Source organism: Brevundimonas sp., from assembly GCF_013912065.1.
In the GTDB taxonomy this organism is placed as follows: Bacteria; Pseudomonadota; Alphaproteobacteria; order Caulobacterales; family Caulobacteraceae; genus Brevundimonas.
The window spans coordinates 17,773-36,761 of the sequence record NZ_JACESA010000005.1 but is presented as its reverse complement, the minus strand read 5'-3'; the positions used below and the strand labels follow the sequence as shown (position 1 = coordinate 36,761).

The window sequence follows — 18,989 nt, the reverse complement described above, 5'->3', positions numbered from 1 at the left end:
GATGATCACCCTGGTCAGTCCCAGCCTGCCCTATGGATTCGCCAAACGACACGGCGTCCTGCTGCTGGACGCGGGCGATGTGGCGCGGGTGGGATTGCGCGAGGGGGCGGACCCCAGGGCCCTGATCGAGGCGCGTCGGGTGCTGGGTCGGCCCCTGGTCGTCGAGCCGCTGGGTCAGGCCGCCTTCGACCGGCAATTGTCCGAAATCTACGCCGGGGATCATCTGGCGGCGACCGATGGCGACGATCTGGACATGCCGGCCGGTCTGGACAGTCTGATCGACGACATTCCGGCGGCGGCGGACCTGCTGGACACGGCCGACGATGCTCCGGTCATCCGCCTGATCAACGGGATCATCGCCGAGGCGGTGCGGACCGGCGCGTCCGACATCCACCTGGAAACCTATGAGAGCGCGCTGCTGGTGCGGATGCGGATCGACGGGGTGCTGCGCGAGGCCCTGAGCCTGAACCCGCGCATCGCCCCGCTGCTGGTGTCGCGGATCAAGGTCATGGCCCGGCTCGACATCGCCGAGAAGCGGGTGCCGCAGGATGGGCGCATCCCCCTGGCCCTGGGCGGCAAGACGCTGGACGTGCGGGTCTCGACCCTGCCGTCGCGCGGCGGCGAGCGGGTGGTGCTGCGGATCCTCGACAAGGATCAGGCCGGTCTGACGCTGGATCGGCTGGGCATGGCGCCGGACGCCCTGGCGGCCTTCCGCGCGGCCCTGGCCGAGCCGAACGGCATCATTCTGGTCACCGGCCCGACCGGCTCGGGCAAGACCACCAGCCTCTATGCCGGCCTGTCTCTGCTGAACGACCAGACCCGCAATATTCTGACCGTCGAGGATCCGGTCGAATACGCCATCGACGGCGTGGGCCAGACCCAGGTCAACACCAAGGTCGGCATGACCTTCGCCGCCGGTCTGCGCGCCATTCTGCGCCAGGACCCGGACGTGGTGATGGTGGGCGAAATCCGCGACGTCGAGACGGCCGGGGTCGCGGTTCAGGCCGCCTTGACCGGCCACCTGGTCCTGTCCACGGTCCACACCAATGACGCGGCGGGGGCGGTGACCCGGCTGCGCGACATGGGGGTGGAGCCCTTCCTTCTGGCCTCGACCCTGCGGCTGATCGTGGCCCAGCGGCTGGTGCGCCGTCTGTGCGAACATTGCCGCACGCCCGAGATCGCCGACAAGCCGACCGCCAAACTGATCGGGGCCAAGGCGGGCATCCGGGTCTGGCGTCCGCACGGCTGCGCCCATTGCGGCAATACGGGCTATGTGGGGCGGGTGGGTCTGTACGAGGTGCTGAAGATCGACGACCGCGTGCGCCGGCTGATCGCGGCCGAGGCGGACGAGGACGCCCTGGTCGCCGCCGCCTTCGGCGCCGGTGGAACCCTGACCGACCGCGCCCGGACCCTGGTTCTGGAAGGCGTCACCTCGGTCGAGGAGGCGGTGCGCGTGGCTCGGCAGGAGACCGCATCCGATTCGGTTGAGGCGGCCTGATGGCGGCCTTCGACTATGTCGCCGTCGACGCCGTCGGACGCACCGTGTCCGGGGCCGTGACCGCAGCGGACGAGGCGAAGGCGCGGGATCAGCTGACGCGTCGCAAGCTGATGCCGCTGGAACTGACGCCCGCGCGCATCGCGCCGCGCGGCGAACGGACGGCCAAGGGTGGTCGATTGAATTCCAAGACCCTGGCCCTGACCACGCGCCAGCTGGCCACGCTGATTTCGGTCGCGCCGATCGAGGAGGCGCTGCGCACCCTGGCGCTGCAGGCTGACCGGCCCGTCGTCAGACGTGTGCTGGAGGGCGTCCATGCGGGCGTCATGGAAGGGCGTCGCCTGTCCGACGCCATGTCTCTGCAGGGCCAGGCCTTTCCGCCCCTGTATCGCGCCATGGTCTCGGCCGGCGAACAGTCGGGCGCGTTACAGCCCATCCTGGAACGGCTGGCCGACGGGCTGGAGCGGGATCAGCAGGTGCGCGGCAAGGTGATCACCGCCGTGGTCTATCCTAGCGTTCTCGCCATGGTGGCCTTCGGCGTCATCGCGATCCTGATGACCTTTGTCGTGCCCAAGGTGGTCGATCAGTTCGAGAGCATGAACCAGACCCTGCCGCTGCTGACGCGGATGGTGATCGGGGTGTCGGATCTGATGCGAAACTGGGGCTGGTTGATCCTGCTGGCGCTGGCCGGTCTGGTGGTCGCCGGGGTGGTCGCGCGGCGTCGGCCCGAGGTGCGGCTGCGGATCGACCAGGCGATGCTGAAATTGCCGGTGATCGGCCGGCTGACGCGCGATCTGCACGGCGCCCGAATGGCCCGGACATTATCGACGATGATCGCCGCCGGCCTGCCGGTGCTGGAGGGTCTGACCATCACCGCCCGCACCGTGTCCAACATGGCGCTGCGGCGCGCGACCGAGGCCATGGCCGAGGCGGTGCGCGAGGGCGGGGGTCTGTCGGCCGCCATGCGCCGCGCCGACGTCTTCCCGCCGCTGCTGGTCTATATGACCGCCTCGGGCGAGAGCAGCGGGCGGCTGGAGCCGATGCTGGAACGGGCCGCCGACTATCTGGAACGCGAGTTCTCGACCTTCACCGCCGTGATGTTGAGTCTGCTCGAGCCTGCCATCATTGTGGTGATGGGCGGGGTCGTGGCGATGATCGTCCTGTCGATCCTGCTGCCCATTCTTCAGATCAACACCCTGGCGATGGGGTGAAGGGAAGTGTCATGATTACTGCAGAAAACCGCGCCAAACGTCTGAAGCGTCAAGGTTTCACCCTGGTCGAGCTGATGGTGGTCATCGTCATCATCGGCCTGTTGGCCACCGTGGTCGCCCTCAATGTCCTGCCCAGCCAGGACCGGGCCATGGTCGGCAAGGCCAAGGCGGACATCTCGGTGCTGGAACAGGCGATCGAGACCTATCGCCTCGATAATCTGAACTTCCCGACGGACCAGCAGGGGCTGCAGGCCCTGGTCTCGGCGCCCGCCGGCCTGGCCCAACCCGAACGCTACCGCCAGGGCGGCTATGTGCGTCGCCTGCCGGAAGATCCGTGGGGCAACCCCTATCGCTATCGTCGCCAGAGCACCCACGGTCAGCAGTTCGACGTCTTCTCCCTGGGAGCGGACGGCAAGGAAGGGGGCGAGGGCAATGACGCGGACCTCGGCAACTGGCAGGGCTGACTGCGCTCAAACAGCGAGCCGCCGCGCGGCGAGCGGTAGCGCGACAAACGGCGCTCAAACAGCGAGCCGCCGCGCGGCGAGCGGTAGTGCAAAAAGAAGATCAGGCTTCACCCTGGTCGAACTGATGGTCACCATCGCGGTGATCGGGCTGGCGGCCGGGGCCGTGGTTCTGTCCATGCCCGACCCGCGTCCGGCCGTGGGTCTGGAAGCGGAACAGTTCGCCGCCCGCCTGTCGCGCGCGCGCGAAGAGGCGATCCTGACGAACCGGTCGGTGGCGGCGGATGTGGACGCGTCCGGCTATGGATTTTCAAGCTTCGACGGCGTGGAATGGACCCCCTTGAACGGCGTCTTCGTCGCGCGGACCTGGGGCGAGGGCGTCGTTCCGCCACGCGAGCCCTTGCGCGTCGTCTTCGACCCCACCGGCGTCGCCGATCCCGCCCAGGTGCGTCTGACGCGCGACAATACATCCCGCACGGTCGTGGTCGACGGCGCGGGCGAGGTGGCGATCCATGATTGATCGTCGTGGTCCGAAAGCGCGCTCGGCTGGCTTCACCCTGATCGAGATGCTGGTCGCCCTGGCGGTATTCGCCCTGGCGGCCATGGCCCTGCTGAACCTGTCGGGCGAGAGCACGCGTTCGGCGGTGCGTCTCGAGGAACGCACCCTGGGCGGGGTGGTGGCCGAGAATGTCGCCGCCGAGGCCATGATCGCGCAGAGCCTGCCGGTCGGCGAGACCTCGGGCGAGACCCAGATGGCCGGCCGCGTCTGGCGCTGGCGGCGCGTCGTCACAGGGACGGAAGTCCCCGGCATGGGGCGGATCGACGTGCGCGTCTCGACCGACGACGGCCAGGTGGCGGACCGTGTCCTGTTCCGGTCGGCCGGGGCATGAGGGCGTCGCGGCGCAGCGGTGGGGGCGCCGGCCGGGCGGGTTTCACCCTGGTCGAGGTCCTGGTGTCCCTGGCCATCTTCGCCGTCCTGGCCGGGGCCGGCGCCCTGGTGCTGAGCCAGACGATCGACACCCGGTTCGCCGTCCGCGCCGAGACCGACCGGATCGGCGATCTGCAACGGATGCGCGCCCTGCTGAAGGCCGACCTGGCCCAGGCCGCGCCGCGTCGCACACGCGCACCCACGGGCCGACCCCTGCCGCGCGCCCTGATGGGGCAGGAGACGCCGGGCGATCCGATCCTGATCCTGGTCCGCAACGGTTGGTCCAATCCCGAGGGCGCGAGCCGGCCGTCGCTGCAGCGGGTCGAATACCGGGTGGTCGAGGATCGGCTGGAGCGGCGCGTCTCGCCCTATCTGGACGGCGCCCGCGCCGGGCCGCCGCAGGTTCTCTATCGCGGGGTCAAGGACGCCGCCGTGACCTTCATCCAGAACGGGTCCGAGGCCCAGGCCTTCATCGCCTCCAGCGATCGGCCCCTGCCGGACGCCGTCCGCATCGTCATGACCCTGGACGGCGTCGGCCGCCTGGATCAGCTGTTCCTGGTCGCATCCGCATGAGGAGGATGCGGCGAAGACGCGAGGGCATGGCCCTGTTGACCGTCCTGCTGCTGGTGGCGGTGATGGCGGTCGTGGCGGTGGCCATACTGGACGACGTCCGCTTCTCCGTTCGCCGCACCACCAATGGCGAAACCCAGGCCCAGGCTCAGTGGTACGCCGCTGGGGCCGAAAGCCTGGCCCGGCGCCAGATCGCCGATCTGCTGAAGGCCGACCCCGCCCGCACCCCGATCGAGCCGCGCTGGAACGGTCGGGTGATGGAGTTTCCGGTGGAAGAGGGCGCCATTCGCGCCGTCGTCACGGACGGTCAGGCCTGTTTCAACCTGAACTCCCTGGTCTATGGCCAGGGCGAGGACCTGTTCGCCCGTCCCGAGGGCACGGCCCAGTTCATCGCTCTCGGCCAGGCGCTGGGCCTGTCCCGGACGCGGATGACCGCCGCCGCCGCCGCCCTGACCGACTGGATGGACGAAGACGCCGAGAGCCAGCCGAACGGCGGCGAGGACGCCCGCTACGCCGGCCTGACCACCCCCTATCGCACCGGCGGCGTCATGCTGGCCGACGTCAGCGAGATGCGGGCGGTGGCCAGTATAGACGCGGAACTGTATCGCCGGCTGCGCCCCTATGTCTGCGCCCTGCCCACGACCGCCCAGGCGGCCTTGAACGTCAACACCCTGGCGCCGGCCCAGGCGCCCTTCCTGGTGATGCTGAGCGATGGGGCGATCGGGCTGCAGACGGCCCGCGCCGCCATCGCGGCGCGTCCGGCTCTGGGCTGGTCCAGCATCGACGCCTTCTGGGATCAGCCGGCGTTGAAAGCCTTCACATCCGATGATGAAACACGCGCACAAACCACTCTGCTGACGCGCTATTTCGATCTTCGGGTCGATATCGACTACGGCGGCGCCCATGCCGTCCGCACCGCCTTGCTCCACGCCGCATCGGACGGCGGCGTGCGCACCGTCATCCGCCGCTGGACCCCCGAAGAATGAGCCAGACCCGTATCGTCATCATCCCTCCGGCCGCCTCGATGCCGGCGCCCTTCGTGACCTTCGACGCGGGAGGACGGGTGCTTCAGCGTGGATCGCTGCTGATGGAAGATCCCGTCACGACGCCCGATGTCCGCACCGTCGCCGTCGCGCCGGGCGCCGACATCCTGGTGCGCTGGCTGAATTTGCCGGTCGGCGGCGGAGCACAGGTTCGCGCGGCCGCCCGTTGGGCCTTGAAGGAGGATCTCGCGGGCGATCCCGACCGCACAGTGGTCGCCGTCGGTCCCGTCGTTCGAGGCGCCGAGGGCGAGGCTCCGCGTCTGGTCGCGGCCGTCAGCGCGGGCCTGCTGGAAGCCTGGATCGACTATCTCGCCGCCCTGGGCGTCACGCCCGTCGCCGTCGTGCCCGACTGTCTGGTGCTGCCGGCGCCGGACGGGGAGGGGCTGAACGCCGCCGTCTTCGGCGCCGACATGGGTCTGCGCGGCGTGGATTTCGCGGCCACGGTTCAGGGCGATCTGGTCGAGGTCGTCGCCGACGGGCGAACATTGCACCGCATGGACGACGCCGAAACCATGGAACGGTTGCTGGCGGCCGCCGCCTCGGCCCCGGCCGTCGATCTTCTGTCCGGTCTGGAGCGCAAGCGCGAGGCCCGGACCGGGAGTTGGCGATTGGCGGCGGGACTGGCCGCGGCCCTGGTGGTCTCGCCCCTGATCCTGACCCTGGCGGCGGGTGCGCGCGATCAGGTCGCCGCCGACCGCGCCGAACGCCAGACTCTGGCCTTGATCGAACAGGCCCTGCCCGAGGCCGCGCGCGCCGCCGACCCGGTGGAGGAGGCGCGGCGGATGCTGGCCGTCGCCCCGCCGCCCGGCGGTCTGGCCACGGTCTCGGCCGCCCTGTTCGCCGCCGTGGAACAGGTCGAGGGCGCCGAATTGGACAGTCTGACGGCCGACCCGGGCCAGGGGGTCCGCGCGACCCTCAGCTATCCGGCCTTCTCGGATCTGGAGACCATCCGCACCGCCCTGGCCGGGTCCGGGCTGTCCCTGTCCGACGCCTCGACCGTTGAGGATGGCGGCCGGGTCGTCAGCGAAGTCATCGTGGGAGGCGCCGCATGAACGGCCTGATGTCTCAAGCCGCCGCCTGGTGGGAGGGCCGCACCCTGCGCGAGCGGCGCATGTTGATGGTCATGGCCCTGGCCATCGCCGCCGTCCTGGTCTGGCTGCTGATCGTGCGTCCGGCCTGGGGCTGGCGGGCCGAGGCGGCCGAGGCGCGCGCCGTCGCCGAGGCCGATCTGGCCATGGTCCAGAAGGCGACCGGGCGTCTGTCCAGCGGCGATCCTGCGGCCGGCGGCGTCGATGTCTCGGCCGTGGTGGCCGAGGTCGGCGGGGTGACCGGGCTGACGCCGGTCATGGGGATGTCGGCCGACGGCGGCCTGGGTTTCAGCCTGACCAATGTGTCCAGCACCGCCGCCTTCGGCTGGCTGGCCGCCCTTCATGACCGCAAGGTCGAGGCGACCACCCTGAACGTCGTCGAGAACGCCGACGCCACCATCAGCCTGGAAGGCGCGCTGGCTCCCGCGTCCTGAGGCTCCCGGCTGAGGACGCGCCTTATCCGCGCGTGAGGGTCCGCAGCCGCAGCAGCCGGTCGCCGGCGGTGATGAACAGGGTGCGGCCGTCCTCGCCGAAGGCGCAGTTGGCCGCCGCGCCGCCGGTGTCGATACGGCCCAGGGCGCGGCCGTCCGGCGCCAGCACATGAACGCCGCCCGGTCCGGTCGCGAACAGATGGCCCTCGACATCGACCGCCAGCCCGTCCGGCAGGCCCGGCATGGACGGTCCCGTCAGGCTGGCGAAGTCCTTGAACACCCGCCCGTCCCGCGCAAGGCCCTCGGCGTCGAGGTCATAGGCCATCAGCACCGGCCGTGCGGGATCGGACACGGCGACATAGAGGGTGCGCTGATCGGGCGACAGGGCGACGCCGTTGGGGAAGGTCAGATCGTCCACCAACAGGGTGACGTCCCCGTTCGGATCGAGGCGATAGACCCCGTTCTGCGCCATCTCTTTCAGCGGCGACTGGTCCATGTCCTTGAGGCCATAGGGCGGGTCCGTGAAGAAGATCGCCCCGTTCGACGCCTGGATCAGGTCATTGGGCGAGTTGAACCGCGCGCCTTCATAGCGGCCGGCCAGCAGGGTCTTGGTCCGGGAAGCCAGATCGACGCGGGCGATGGCCCGGTTCCCGTGATCAGCCATCAGGATCGACCCCTGCGGCCCGGCGATCAAGCCGTTCGATCCCGGCTCGCGGAAACCGGAGGCGTCGGGGCCGTCATATCCCGACGGGTCCATGAAGACCGAGACGCCGTCCGCCCGGGACCAGCGATGGATGCGGTTTTCCGGCACGTCGCTGAACAGCAGATAGCCCCCGTCCGCGATCCACACCGGACCTTCCGACCAGGTGAATCCGGCCGCCAGGGTCTCCGGTTGGGCATCAGGCGCAATCAACCGGTCGAGCGCAGGGTCCAGGCGGATGACGCCGGTTTCCGGATGGCTCTTGGGTGATCCCGCGATGGCGAGCGTGGAATGGCTGACGACGCCAGCAAGACTTCCGGCGAGAACAAGGCGACGGGAAAGGGGCAAGGCGGATCTCCAGAAACGGCGGTCAGACGCCAATCGCCAGCGGACCTTCCGCCGACGCAGCCGACACGAGAATAGGGTGTCGTCCGCGCCACGTCGATCCGGCTTTATCGCGCGCCCTATTTGCAGAGGTTCGGGGCCTGAGCATCTCGAAGGCAGGGTTTAACAGATGTGGTTTAGCAACAGTAAGGGGCGTCCAGACAAAGGCGGAGGGACTTGTGTTAGGAAGAGAAAAGCGGTCGTCATCGGCAATGCTCGAGACGGCAATGGAGGCCTTGCGAACCAATGTCATGTTGGCGGACAAGGACCTGAACATCACCTATATGAACCCGTCAGTCCGAGACTTGCTCAATGAGGCAGAGGCGGACTTGCGGTCGGAACTGCCGAACTTCAGCGCCGCCCGTCTGATCGGCAGCAATATCGACGTCTTTCACAAGAACCCGTCCCATCAGCGCAACATGCTGGCGGCTCTGACCAAGCCCCACGCCGCGACGATTCGTGTCGGAACTCGCACCTTCGATCTGCTCGTCAGCCCCTTGCGACGGGGCGGCAAACCGGCTGGGTTCGTCGTCGAATGGGCGGATGCGCGCCACCGTCTGGCGAGCGAGGATTTCGCCGCCCAGATCGAAGCCATCGGCCAGTCCCAGGCGATGATCGAATTCAAGCTGGACGGGACCATCGTTCACGCCAATCAACGGTTCCTGGAGGCTATGGGATATGGCCTCGAGGAGATCGTGGGTCGCAAACACGCGATCTTCACGGAAGCCAGTTATCGCGACAGCGAGGCCTACCGCCAGTTCTGGCAGAGTCTGACCGAGGGTCGGTTCCAGTCCGGTGAATTCGCCCGGGTCAAGAAGGACGGCGGACGCGTCACGATCCAGGGCGCCTACAATCCCATCGTGGGGCCGGACGGCAAGGTGGCCAAGGTCGTGAAGTTCGCAACGGACGTCACTCGTCGGGTCGAGGCTGTCCAGGAAATCGGCGATGCTCTGACGGCCCTGGCGGACGGCGACCTGGAACAGCGCATCACCAAGTCCTTCATTCCAGAGCTCGACAAGCTGCGCACCGATTTCAACGCGGCCGTCGAAACCCTTCAGACCACTATGAGCAGCGTCGGTTCCACGGCCGGCGCCATCCGCGCCGGCGCCGACGAAATCGGCACCGCCTCGGATGATCTTTCGCGACGGACGGAGCAGCAGGCGGCCAGCCTGGAAGAAACCGCCGCCGCGCTCGATCAACTGACCGCCACCGTCAACCGCAGCGCGACCAACGCCCAGCAGGCCGCGACGGTGGCCGCGACCGCCAGAGGAGACGCGGAACGCTCCGGCTCCGTGATGGACGAGGCGATCGGCGCCATGTCCGAAATCGAGCGGTCCTCGGTGGAGATCAACCAGATCATCGGCGTCATCGACGAGATCGCCTTCCAGACCAATCTGCTGGCCCTGAACGCCGGGGTGGAAGCGGCGCGGGCGGGCGATGCGGGACGCGGTTTCGCCGTGGTCGCATCCGAGGTGCGGGCCCTGGCCCAACGCTCCGCCGAAGCCGCCAAGGAGATCAAGGGGCTGATCGCCAGCAGCACCACACAGGTCAACAAGGGGGTCAAGCTGGTCGGCGAGACCAGTCAGGCCCTGTCCGTCATCGTGGACCGCGTCGCCGAGATCGACGGTCTGATCACCGACATCGCCACCTCGGCGAGCGAACAGTCGACAGGCCTGAACGAGGTGAACACGGCTGTGAACCAGATGGATCAGGTCACTCAGCAGAACGCCGCCATGGTCGAGGAGTCCACGGCCGCCTCGCATTCGCTTCGTCAAGAGACAGAGAATCTGACCGCGATGATCGGGCGGTTCCGTCTCGGCTCCGCTTCCGCCTCGACGGGTTCTGCGCCGCCCCCAAGAAGGCGTCCGGTTCAACTGGCGGCCGTGGGCGGCGGGCGGGTTCAAGCCCTTCAGGACGAGCCGGACTGGGAAGAGTTCTGACCGCGGCCAGAGATTATTCCCCGTCACTCGGCGTTATGGACGCCCGTCAGGCCTGTCGCGCGGCGCAGGCGGGCGCCTCGATGGCGGCGCCGATCCGGGACAGCACCGCCAAGGCGGTCAACAGGTCCTGGGTCGGCACAGATTCCATTATGCGTTCGTGCACGCAAACCAGGCAGGTGGAACCGACCTCAAGCGCCTGCCGCCCCTCTTCGGTGATCTGGAGCAGGTGGGCGCGGCGATCCCCCAGCAGGGGCTGTCGGTCGATGAAGCCTCCCGAAAGAAGCGCGGCTGTGCGTGTCGACATGACCGCTTCCGAAACCGCCAGCTGATCCGCAGCCTCTCTTTGGGTGAGGCCCGCTCTCTGATCCTTCAGAATAGTCAGTACGCCGAGCTGACCAACAGTGAGCCCCGTCTCCGCCAGGACCTCGTCCAGGCAGGCGGCCCAGCGTCGCGCCAGAATGGCGACTGTCAGCGCCAGGGTGTTGCCGAGTTCGCGACGTTCGTCGATTTCCCTGGACTTGGAACTCCATTCGGCGGGGCCAGAGCGCATCTCCTCACCCTCTGCGCTAGCCGGGACAAACCGTTCGCCGCAGGCGGCAGATTCGGGGCCACATCCCATTGTCGCGTTTCCCAGTTTATAAAACAGAGTTCACGGAAATCCGGACGCCACAATACGCATTGTCCGCAGTGGCGCGGGCGTCCGGCGCGATCCACCGGTCGAGCGCCACAGACGGGAAGGGTCAGAGCGAAACGGCGCGCTCTTCGCGAGCGGACCGGTAGATGGCCTCGATGATCCGCATGTCCCTGAGACCTTCTTCGCCGGCCACGATGGGCTCGGCGCCGGTCATGACGCATTGGGAAAGATGATCCAACTGGGCCGAAAACTGGTTCTGGGGCGCCTCGGGGACGGGATGATCCTCGGCCCGCCAATCCTTCAGCCGTCGCAGCCTGTTGCCGGAATAGGCCGTGCCCGGCTCGGCGTCGATCCAGCCCTCCGTACCCACGACCCGATAGCGGTTGTGATGCGAACCATAGGAGGACACGCAGTTGGCCACGGCGCCGGAGGGGAAGCGGAGCTGGAAGTTGATGGTGTCTTCCACCGTCTTGAACCGGGGATCCGAACGGTCGGTGGATTCCATCGCCACCACCTGCGTCGGCTCCTCGCCCGTCAGATACCGCGCCGCCTGCAGGCTGTAGATGCCGATGTCCATCAGCGAACCGCCGCCGGCCAAGGCGCGGTCCAGCCGCCACTGGGCGGGGTCGCCGATATTGAAGCCGTGCTCGGCCGTGACCACGCGCGGCCTGCCGATTTCGCCAGCCCGGACGATCCGCATCGCCTCGCGATTGGCGGCTTCGAAATGGCAGCGATAGCCGATCATCAGCTTGCGGTCGGCGGCCCGGCAGGCGGCGATCATGGCTTCCGCCTCGGCCGCCGTATTGGCCATCGGCTTTTCGCACAGGACATGTTTTCCGGCGGCGGCGGCCCGCAGGGTGTACTCGTGGTGCAGGCCGTTGGGCAGGATCACATAGACGATGTCGACGTCCGGGTTGTCGCGGATCCGGTCGAAGGTCCGATAGTCGTACAGGCCGCTCTGCGGCACGCCGTAGCGTTCGGCGTATCGTCGCGCCTTCTCGGGCGAGCCGCTGACGAGGGCGGCGACCCGCGAATGCGTGCATTCGGCGAAGCGCGGCAATATGACGTCCGCATAGCCGCCCAGGCCGACGATGGCGTATCCCAGTCGTCGATCCGGCGCCGAGGCCGCCAGACGAGAGGCGGGCGCAAGGCCGGCCGCGGCCGCGCCAAACTGCATCAGAAATCGGCGCGTGGGCTTCATGACCGTCCGCTCGCTTCAGTGGGATGTCCGTTCCGACGCGATAGCCGCCGGGCGCCTCTGGATACAGAGCTGTTTTCCCGCCGACGGCAAGCCATCATCCTGTCGCACCCGAAGCGCGCGCCATAGGGAGGTGGTGCCGGTTGCAGGAATCGAACCCGCGACATCCAGTTTACAAAACTGGCGCTCTACCAACTGAGCTAAACCGGCCCCGTCCACACTAGACAGGCGCGCCTTATGCGGACGGATCGGGCCGTGTGCAAGACGGTTCGACCCTTATGCGGCCAGTTCCGCCGCGATCCGGTCGGCCAGGGGCTTCAGGGTCGCGACCTCGGCCATGGGCGCCTGGCCGTGTCCCTTCATCGGCCGGTCGGCCCAGCGGGGGATGATGTGGAAATGCAGATGGAAGACGGTCTGACCGCCCGCGTCGCCGTTGAACTGCATGACCGAGATGCCCTCGGGCTTCAGCGCCCTCTCGACGGCCTGGGCGATGCGCTGCAGGGCCGTGGTCATCCGGGCCAGGACCTCGGGCTCGACCTCCAGCAGGTTCCGGGCCTGGGACTGTTTGGCGATGATCAGCACATGGCCGTCCGACTGGGGAAAGACATCCATGAAGGCCAGAATATGTTCGTCCTCCCACACCCTGACGGAGGGGATTTCGTCGCGCAGGATCTTGGCGAAGATATTGTCGGGGTCGTAGGCGCCGTGAAGGCTCATCTGCATGCTCCATATCGGTGTCGGGATTCCGATTAGCAGCCGAAGAAGACCTAGGGGAGCCTTTGCCGACATGTCGCGTTATGGTGACGCTTCAACCGCGTCGAGGACATCATGATCCGTTTCATCATCCAGGCCGTCGTCACCATGATCGGTCTGTGGCTGTCGGCCCAGGTCGTGCCAGGGGTCGGGTTCAGCAGCAACGCTTCGCTGATCGCCGCAGCGATCATTCTGGGCCTGGTCAACGCCGTGGTGCGGCCGATCATGGTGATCCTGACCTTCCCGATCACCGTGGTGACCCTGGGCCTGTTCCTGCTGGTGGTGAACGCGGCCATGATCGGCCTGACGGCGATGTTCCTGGACGGGTTCGCGGTCGACGGTCTGTGGGCCGGGGTGGGGGCGGCCATCGTCACCGGTCTGGTCAGCTGGGTCGCCGGCGCCTTTATCGGCGACGATCGGAAACGCGACTAAAGCCTCGAAAAGGCGCGACCTTCCGCGTCGAACAGGTGGGTTTGATCGGCCGGGACGCGCAGGGTCAATTGCTCGCCGGCCCTGGCGCGAATTTCGCCCGGCAGCTGGACGGTCAGCGTCTCTTCCGAGGCGGGGTGTTTCAGGTGGGCGACGGTGGCCGCGCCCAGGGTCTCGACGAACAGGACCTCGACCGTCAGGGCGTCGCCTTCGCCCGACAGGTTCAGATGTTCGGGGCGGACGCCCAGAACGACGCGGTCGCCGGGCCGGGCCGAGGCGGCGTCGACCGACGCCCGGATCGTCTCGCCGGCCGCCGTCTTCACCGTCGCGCCCGTCGCCGAAGCCGTGACGATCTCTGCGGTCAGCAGATTCATTTTCGGGCTGCCGATGAAGCCGGCGACGAACAGATTGGCCGGTCGCTGGTACAGGTCCATGGGCGCCCCGACCTGTTCGATCCGCCCGCCGTTCAGCACCACGATCCGGTCGGCCAGGGTCATGGCCTCGACCTGGTCGTGGGTGACATAGATCATCGTCGTCTTCAGATCGGCGTGCAGCCGCGCGAACTCGTAGCGCATCCGCACCCGCAGGGCCGCGTCCAGGTTGGACAGGGGCTCGTCGAACAGGAAGACCTGGGGCTCGCGCACGATGGCCCGGCCGATGGCGACACGCTGACGCTGGCCGCCGGACATGGCCTTGGGCTTGCGGTCCAGATAGTCGGTGATGCTCAGCGCCTCGGCGGCGGCGCGGACGCGGCGGTCGATCTCGGCCTTGTCCGTCTTCGCCAGTTTCAGACCGAAGGCCATGTTTTCGTAGGCCGTCATGTGCGGATAGAGGGCGTAGGACTGGAACACCATGGCCACGCCCCGGTCCGACGGCGACAGGTCGTTGACCGCGCGGTCGCCGATCCAGACCTGGCCCGTCGTCGCCTCTTCCAGGCCGGCGATGGTCCGCAGCAGGGTGGACTTGCCGCAGCCGGACGGACCGACGAACACCACGAACTCGCCGTCGGCGATCTCCAGATCGACGCCCTTCAGCACCTCGACGGCGCCGAACGCCTTCTTCACGTCGACCAGACGGACGTTCGCCATGCTTCCTGTTTCCCTAAGCCGCTCTTTTGTTTGGCGTACCGTAACCGGTTACATCGCGGGATCAATGCTGCGAAACGCCTCAATCGCGATGGGCTATTTGCAAAGTTGCAAAAATTCACTTTCGCAAATCTGCATCACTGGATAGAAGCCCGCCACTAACCGTGGGGGAATATCGAGATGACGCAGCGCAAGATCCTGATGGCGACGGCTTCGGTCGCATGGCTGGCGACGGCTTTCGCCACGCAAGCTCAGGATGATGGGGCCCAGATCGACGACATCGTCGTCACCGGCTCGCGCATCGCCGGGGGCGACCGGATCGCGCCGGTGGAGACGGTCGGTCGGGACGCCATCGCCGCCGCCGGCATCGCCGACGCCTCGCAACTGGTCCGCCTCGTCACGGCCAACTCGGGTTCGGAGGCTCAGGTGGATCAGCTGAACCAGCCGCAGAGCTCGGGCACGGCCCAGTTCAATCTGCGCAATCTGGGCCTGGGATCGACCCTGGTCCTGGTCGACGGTCAGCGCTGGACGTCCAGCGCGGTGGTGGCCACGGACGGTTCGGCCTTCGTCGACATCAACTCGCTCGTGCCCATGATCGCCCTGCAAAGGGTCGAGGTGGTCAAGGACGGCGCCTCGGCCGTCTATGGCTCCGACGCCGTCGCCGGGGTGGTGAACTTCATCACCCGCCATGATGTCGAACGCCCCGAGGTCGGCGCCAAATACGCCGTCGCCGACGGATCGGAAGAGAGCGTCATCGAGGCCATAGGCGGTTTCGGCCTGATGGGCGGCGACCTGACCCTGGCCGCGTCGCATTTCCACCGCTCGGCCCTGAGCACGGACGAGCGGGACTTCACCCAGGCCGAGACCTATGACCGCGCCGCCTGGACGGCCGTGACCAGCTATGGCCAGCCGGGCTCCTATTACCGACCCAGCACGGGGACCTATGCGCCCGATCCGGACTGCGACGATCCCGCCTTTACCGCCGCCTATCGCAACAGTGCGACGGACGCCTTCTGCCGTCTCGACTATTCCGACTTCTTCGACCTGACCCCGGAAGAGACCCGGACCCAGTTGTTCGCCGACTATCGCCGACCGGTCGGGGACATGCGCCTGTCGCTGCAGGCGGCGTGGTCGGCGACCTCGACCACCGCGCGCCAGACGCCGTCCCTGCCGATCCTGGCGCGGTCGCTGACCGTGCCGGCCTCCCATCCCGACAATCCCTTCGGCGAGGATGTCCTGTTTCGTGGACGACTGCTGGGCGCCGAGGCCGGGGCCTCGAAGGCCGAGTTCGACTATCGGACCTGGCGTCTGGCCGCCGGTCTGGACGGCGATTTTTCCAGCGGCTGGACCTGGAGCCTCGCCGCGACCGCCAGCCGTCAGCATGTCGCCTATGACAAGCCGGATGTGATCGGCAGCGCCCTGCAGAACGCCCTGAACGGCCTGGGCGGCGCCGGCTGCGACGCCGCGACCGGCAGGCCGGGCGTCGGCGCCTGCCAGTATTTCAACCCGTTCGGCAGCGCCTATCTCGGGACCGGCACGGCCAACAGTGCTGAATTGATCGACAGTCTGATCGGTTCGACCGGCCTGCGCGGCGCGGCCAGCCTGATCACCGCCGACGCCTCGACCGCCGGCCGGGCCCTGGACTGGACCGGGGGTTCGGTCGATCTGGCGCTGGGGGTCCAGTATCGCCGCAGCGCCTTCCGCCACGACTGGAGCGATCTGGTCAACGCCGGCGACCTGTTGACCGCCGGCTATTCGCCCGACTTCGAAGGCGACCAGGAGGCGCTGGCGGCCTATGCCGAGGCGCGGCTCAATCTGGGCGACCGGGTCGAGGCGCAACTGGCGGGGCGCTACGAATCCTATGACGGGGAGGGACGGTTCAGCCCCAAGGCCGCCGTGCGCTGGGACGTCTTCGACAGCTTCGCCCTGCGCGGCTCCTGGGGGCAGGGCTTCCGCGCCCCCTCGGTCTACGCCCAGTCCGGCGCCCAGGCCTCCCAGCCCTCGGTGTTCGATCGCGGCGCCTTTGTCTTCGTCAACACCCTGACCTCCGGCGATGCGGATCTGAAGCCCGAGAAGTCCGAGAGCCTGACCCTCGGCGCCCTGTGGCGTCCGTTCGACGGGCTGGAGCTGGGGCTCGACGCCTGGCGGTTCGACTATACGGATCAGGTGGTCAAGGAGTCGGCCCAGGCAATCATTGATCAGGCGGCGGCCGACACGACGGCGGGCCTGACCGGCACGGACGCCCAGTCGCGCATCACCCGCTCGGACAGCGGCGCCCTGACCTTCGTCCAGCTCTATTTCATCAACGCCTCGTCCATCGAGACCCAGGGGATCGACCTGTCGGCCCGCTATGGCCGCGGCCTGTGGGGCGGGCGCGCCACGGCCTCGGCGACCTGGACCTATGTCGATCGCTACGACATCCAACTGAACGACGACGCGACCGAGGTTTCGGGCGTGGGCTCGACCAATCTCGGCAATATCGGACGGTCCTTGCCGCGCAATCGCGGCGAGTTCGCCCTGGGCTGGAGCGGCGGGGTCCATGCCCTGACCGGCCTGGTCCACTACACCTCCGGCTATGACAACGACCGCGCGGGGATCACCGACACGACCATCGCCAGCCAGACGACGATCGACCTGCTGTACGGTCGCGCGCTCGGCGACGATCTGGATCTGGCCCTGGGCGTCGTCAACCTGGCCGACAAGGCGCCGCCCCTGGCCCAGTTCGCCTTCGGCTACGACCCGGTCGTCGCCGATACGCGCGGGCGGGTGTTCAGCCTGTCGCTGACGAAACGATTCTGATCAGGCGGCCAGCGGACGCGCGGGCGGGCGTTGAGGGGGCAGGGCGGCGGCGATCGTATCGATCAGCGTATGGACGTCCAGCGGCTTGGGCACGAAGCCGTCCAGCCCCGCCTCTCGGCCCTGTTCCCTCACCTGGGCGGACACGTCGCCGGACAGAAGCACCAGCGGGATGCGCCGCCCCGACGCCTCCTCCGCGCGGATCCGTCGCGCGGCCTCGAAGCCGTCGCAGACCGGCATCCGCAGGTCCAGCAGCGCCAGATCATAGTCGCCGTCGCGCCACGCGGCGACAGCCTGGTCCCCATCCTCCACCACCGTGACCTCGACGCCGAGGTTGGCCAGGATCGCGGACAGGACCATGCGGTTCACGGGATTGTCGTCGGCCGCCAGAATACGCAGGTCGGACAGGCTCGACGTGTTTTGCGGCTCGTCCGTAACGGCGACGCCTCGCTGCAGCGGAAGCGAGACCGTAAAGCATGAGCCCTGACCGGGCACGCTCTCGACCACGATCTCGCCGCCCATCATACGCGCAAGAGAGCGCGAGATCGACAGGCCCAGCCCGGTGCCGCCGTGGGTGTGGGATGTCGTGGCGCTGGCCTGGGCATAGGGCGCGAACAGTCGATCCAGGGTGGTTTCGTCCATGCCGACGCCGCTGTCTTTCACGGCGACTAGAATGCCGTCGGCGGTTGGGGCGCTGACGGAGACGCGCACCTCGCCCTGATCGGTGAACTTCACGGCGTTGGACACCAGATTGGCCAGGATCTGGCCGATCCGAACCTTGTCGCCGATCCAGTCGCCGGCCGCCTCGGGCGCGACCTCGATCCGCAGGGCCACGCCCTTCTTGCGCGCCACCTCGCCGAAGGCCGCCTCAATGCGCGCCAGCATCCGGGTCAGATCGAAGTCGGTCGCCACCAGATCCAGTCGCCCGGCCTCGATCTTGGAGGAGTCGAGCAGATCGTTCAGCAGAGCCGTCAGGGTCTCTCCGGATTCCAGCGCGACCTCCAGACGCTGCTTCTGGCCAGGCGTCATCGGCTCGGTCGCCATCACCTGCAGCATGCCCAGCATGCCGTTCAGGGGCGTGCGGATTTCGTGGCTGACGATGGCCAGGGTCTGGGTCTTGGCCCGGGCGAAGGCCACGGCGTCTCGCTCGCGCCGCGCCGAGGCTCGGACGGCCCACAGACCTAGGCCGCCGCCGAAGCCCAGGGCGCCCAGACCGACGCCGGCGACGGTGAAACGGGCCGTCGAGTAGGCGCGCTCGCGCTCGCGCGAGCGTTCCAGGCTGACCAGGGCTTCCTGTGTTCGAACCTCGCCCAGAAGGCGACGAACCTCCTTCATCGCCTCCCGGCCTTTCCGCGCCGTTTCCGGATCGACGACTCGGCTTTGCGGGTGCGATAATTGGGGCACGGCATAGACGGCGCGCCAATGATCGATGGCTTGGCGCAGGCTGTGCAGTCGGGCGAGTTGGGACGGATGGTCGAACGCCAGACGCGATAGAACCTGCAGCAGGTCGGCGAACTTCTCCTGACCGACGAAATAGGGCTCCAGGGACGCGAGGTCGCCGCCGCTTTCCACATAGGCTCTGACGCCGGCTTCCTGGTCCACCGCGGCCGCCAGCAGATCGGCCGCCGCGTTCTCGATCACCGCGGTTCGCTGAACCGAGCGATCGGCCCTTTGGATGGTGGACAGATTTTCGAACACCACGATGATAAGGGCCGCGATCACAGCCGTCATGGTCGCCAGCATCAGGGCGGCGAAACGCGCAGCCCTGACCTTGGTCAAGGCACGAAGGCGTCTGATGACTGTGGAAGTGATCATGCGCGGACCGTCCTTGGCGGGCGAACAC

At 67.9% G+C, this 18,989-nt stretch carries 18 protein-coding genes and 1 tRNA gene; 12 read left to right on the top strand and 7 right to left on the bottom strand.

Features of this window, described 5'->3' with window-relative positions; genetic code table 11:
* Position 1 precedes the first annotated feature (1 nt).
* Genes gspE through gspM form a run of 9 tightly spaced genes read left to right on the top strand, consistent with a single transcriptional unit; the run spans position 2 to position 7,230 of the window.
* Complete coding sequence (gene gspE, locus H2037_RS05685) at positions 2-1,498, top strand: type II secretion system ATPase GspE (protein ID WP_292118866.1); 1,497 nt, start codon at positions 2-4, stop codon at positions 1,496-1,498.
* The gene (gspF, locus tag H2037_RS05680) at positions 1,498-2,706 is read left to right on the top strand and encodes a type II secretion system inner membrane protein GspF (RefSeq protein WP_292118863.1); all 1,209 of its coding nucleotides are present in this window, start codon (positions 1,498-1,500) and stop codon (positions 2,704-2,706) included. The genes gspE and gspF overlap by 1 nt, the downstream gene beginning before the upstream one ends.
* Before the next feature lie 11 nt (positions 2,707-2,717).
* Positions 2,718-3,170 (top strand): type II secretion system major pseudopilin GspG, encoded by a 453-nt coding sequence (gene gspG / locus H2037_RS05675; RefSeq protein ID WP_292118860.1) that lies wholly within the window; start codon positions 2,718-2,720, stop codon positions 3,168-3,170.
* The gene (locus H2037_RS05670; RefSeq protein ID WP_365833240.1) at positions 3,139-3,687 is read left to right on the top strand and encodes a GspH/FimT family pseudopilin; all 549 of its coding nucleotides are present in this window, start codon (positions 3,139-3,141) and stop codon (positions 3,685-3,687) included. The genes gspG and H2037_RS05670 overlap by 32 nt, the downstream gene beginning before the upstream one ends.
* On the top strand, positions 3,680-4,057 hold the full coding sequence (gene gspI, locus H2037_RS05665) for a type II secretion system minor pseudopilin GspI (RefSeq protein ID WP_292118856.1): 378 nt from the start codon (positions 3,680-3,682) through the stop codon (positions 4,055-4,057). The genes H2037_RS05670 and gspI overlap by 8 nt, the downstream gene beginning before the upstream one ends.
* Entirely contained in the window at positions 4,054-4,668 is a 615-nt protein-coding gene (gene gspJ / locus H2037_RS05660) for a type II secretion system minor pseudopilin GspJ (RefSeq protein ID WP_292118853.1), read from the top strand. Before gspI ends, gspJ begins: the two co-directional genes overlap by 4 nt.
* A 26-nt stretch (positions 4,669-4,694) precedes the next feature.
* Positions 4,695-5,651, top strand: a complete 957-nt coding sequence (gspK, locus tag H2037_RS05655; RefSeq protein WP_292118850.1) for a type II secretion system minor pseudopilin GspK — start codon at positions 4,695-4,697, stop codon at positions 5,649-5,651.
* Positions 5,648-6,760, top strand: coding sequence for a type II secretion system protein GspL (gene gspL, locus H2037_RS05650; RefSeq protein ID WP_292118847.1), 1,113 nt, complete (start codon positions 5,648-5,650; stop codon positions 6,758-6,760). The genes gspK and gspL overlap by 4 nt, the downstream gene beginning before the upstream one ends.
* On the top strand, positions 6,757-7,230 hold the full coding sequence (gene gspM, locus H2037_RS05645) for a type II secretion system protein GspM (protein WP_292118844.1): 474 nt from the start codon (positions 6,757-6,759) through the stop codon (positions 7,228-7,230). The genes gspL and gspM overlap by 4 nt, the downstream gene beginning before the upstream one ends.
* Before the next feature lie 22 nt (positions 7,231-7,252).
* On the opposite strand, the gene H2037_RS05640 is transcribed toward gspM, so the two are convergent.
* Positions 7,253-8,275, bottom strand: coding sequence for an SMP-30/gluconolactonase/LRE family protein (locus H2037_RS05640; RefSeq protein WP_292118841.1), 1,023 nt, complete (start codon positions 8,273-8,275; stop codon positions 7,253-7,255).
* A gap of 248 nt (positions 8,276-8,523) precedes the next feature.
* Here H2037_RS05640 and H2037_RS05635 point away from each other — a divergent pair, with 248 nt between their 5' ends.
* Positions 8,524-10,251 carry a methyl-accepting chemotaxis protein gene (locus H2037_RS05635; RefSeq protein WP_365833233.1) on the top strand — a complete coding sequence of 576 codons (1,728 nt, stop codon included), beginning with the start codon at positions 8,524-8,526 and terminating at the stop codon, positions 10,249-10,251.
* Between the two features lie 46 nt (positions 10,252-10,297).
* On the opposite strand, the gene H2037_RS05630 is transcribed toward H2037_RS05635, so the two are convergent.
* From H2037_RS05630 to H2037_RS05615, 4 genes are all read right to left on the bottom strand, one after another.
* On the bottom strand, positions 10,298-10,801 hold the full coding sequence (locus tag H2037_RS05630) for a MarR family transcriptional regulator (RefSeq protein ID WP_292118831.1): 504 nt from the start codon (positions 10,799-10,801) through the stop codon (positions 10,298-10,300).
* Positions 10,802-10,991: 190 nt separating this feature from the next.
* Positions 10,992-12,086 (bottom strand): Gfo/Idh/MocA family oxidoreductase, encoded by a 1,095-nt coding sequence (locus H2037_RS05625; protein WP_292118829.1) that lies wholly within the window; start codon positions 12,084-12,086, stop codon positions 10,992-10,994.
* 131 nt (positions 12,087-12,217) lie between these two features.
* Positions 12,218-12,293: transfer RNA gene (locus H2037_RS05620), tRNA-Thr, on the bottom strand.
* Between the two features lie 66 nt (positions 12,294-12,359).
* On the bottom strand, positions 12,360-12,800 hold the full coding sequence (locus tag H2037_RS05615) for an HIT family protein (protein ID WP_292118826.1): 441 nt from the start codon (positions 12,798-12,800) through the stop codon (positions 12,360-12,362).
* Between the two features lie 111 nt (positions 12,801-12,911).
* Between H2037_RS05615 and H2037_RS05610 the strand changes: the two genes are divergently transcribed.
* On the top strand, positions 12,912-13,268 hold the full coding sequence (locus H2037_RS05610) for a phage holin family protein (protein ID WP_292118823.1): 357 nt from the start codon (positions 12,912-12,914) through the stop codon (positions 13,266-13,268).
* Here H2037_RS05610 and ugpC read toward each other — a convergent pair.
* A complete protein-coding gene (gene ugpC, locus H2037_RS05605; protein WP_292118822.1) occupies positions 13,265-14,353 on the bottom strand; it encodes a sn-glycerol-3-phosphate ABC transporter ATP-binding protein UgpC in 1,089 nt (362 codons plus the stop codon). The genes H2037_RS05610 and ugpC overlap by 4 nt on opposite strands.
* A 177-nt stretch (positions 14,354-14,530) precedes the next feature.
* Here ugpC and H2037_RS05600 point away from each other — a divergent pair, with 177 nt between their 5' ends.
* Positions 14,531-17,149, top strand: coding sequence for a TonB-dependent receptor (locus H2037_RS05600; protein ID WP_292118819.1), 2,619 nt, complete (start codon positions 14,531-14,533; stop codon positions 17,147-17,149).
* Here the strand turns inward: H2037_RS05600 and H2037_RS05595 are convergent, their stop codons facing one another.
* Positions 17,150-18,961 carry an ATP-binding protein gene (locus H2037_RS05595; protein ID WP_292118816.1) on the bottom strand — a complete coding sequence of 604 codons (1,812 nt, stop codon included), beginning with the start codon at positions 18,959-18,961 and terminating at the stop codon, positions 17,150-17,152. It lies immediately after the preceding gene.
* Between the last annotated feature and the right edge of the window lie 28 nt (positions 18,962-18,989).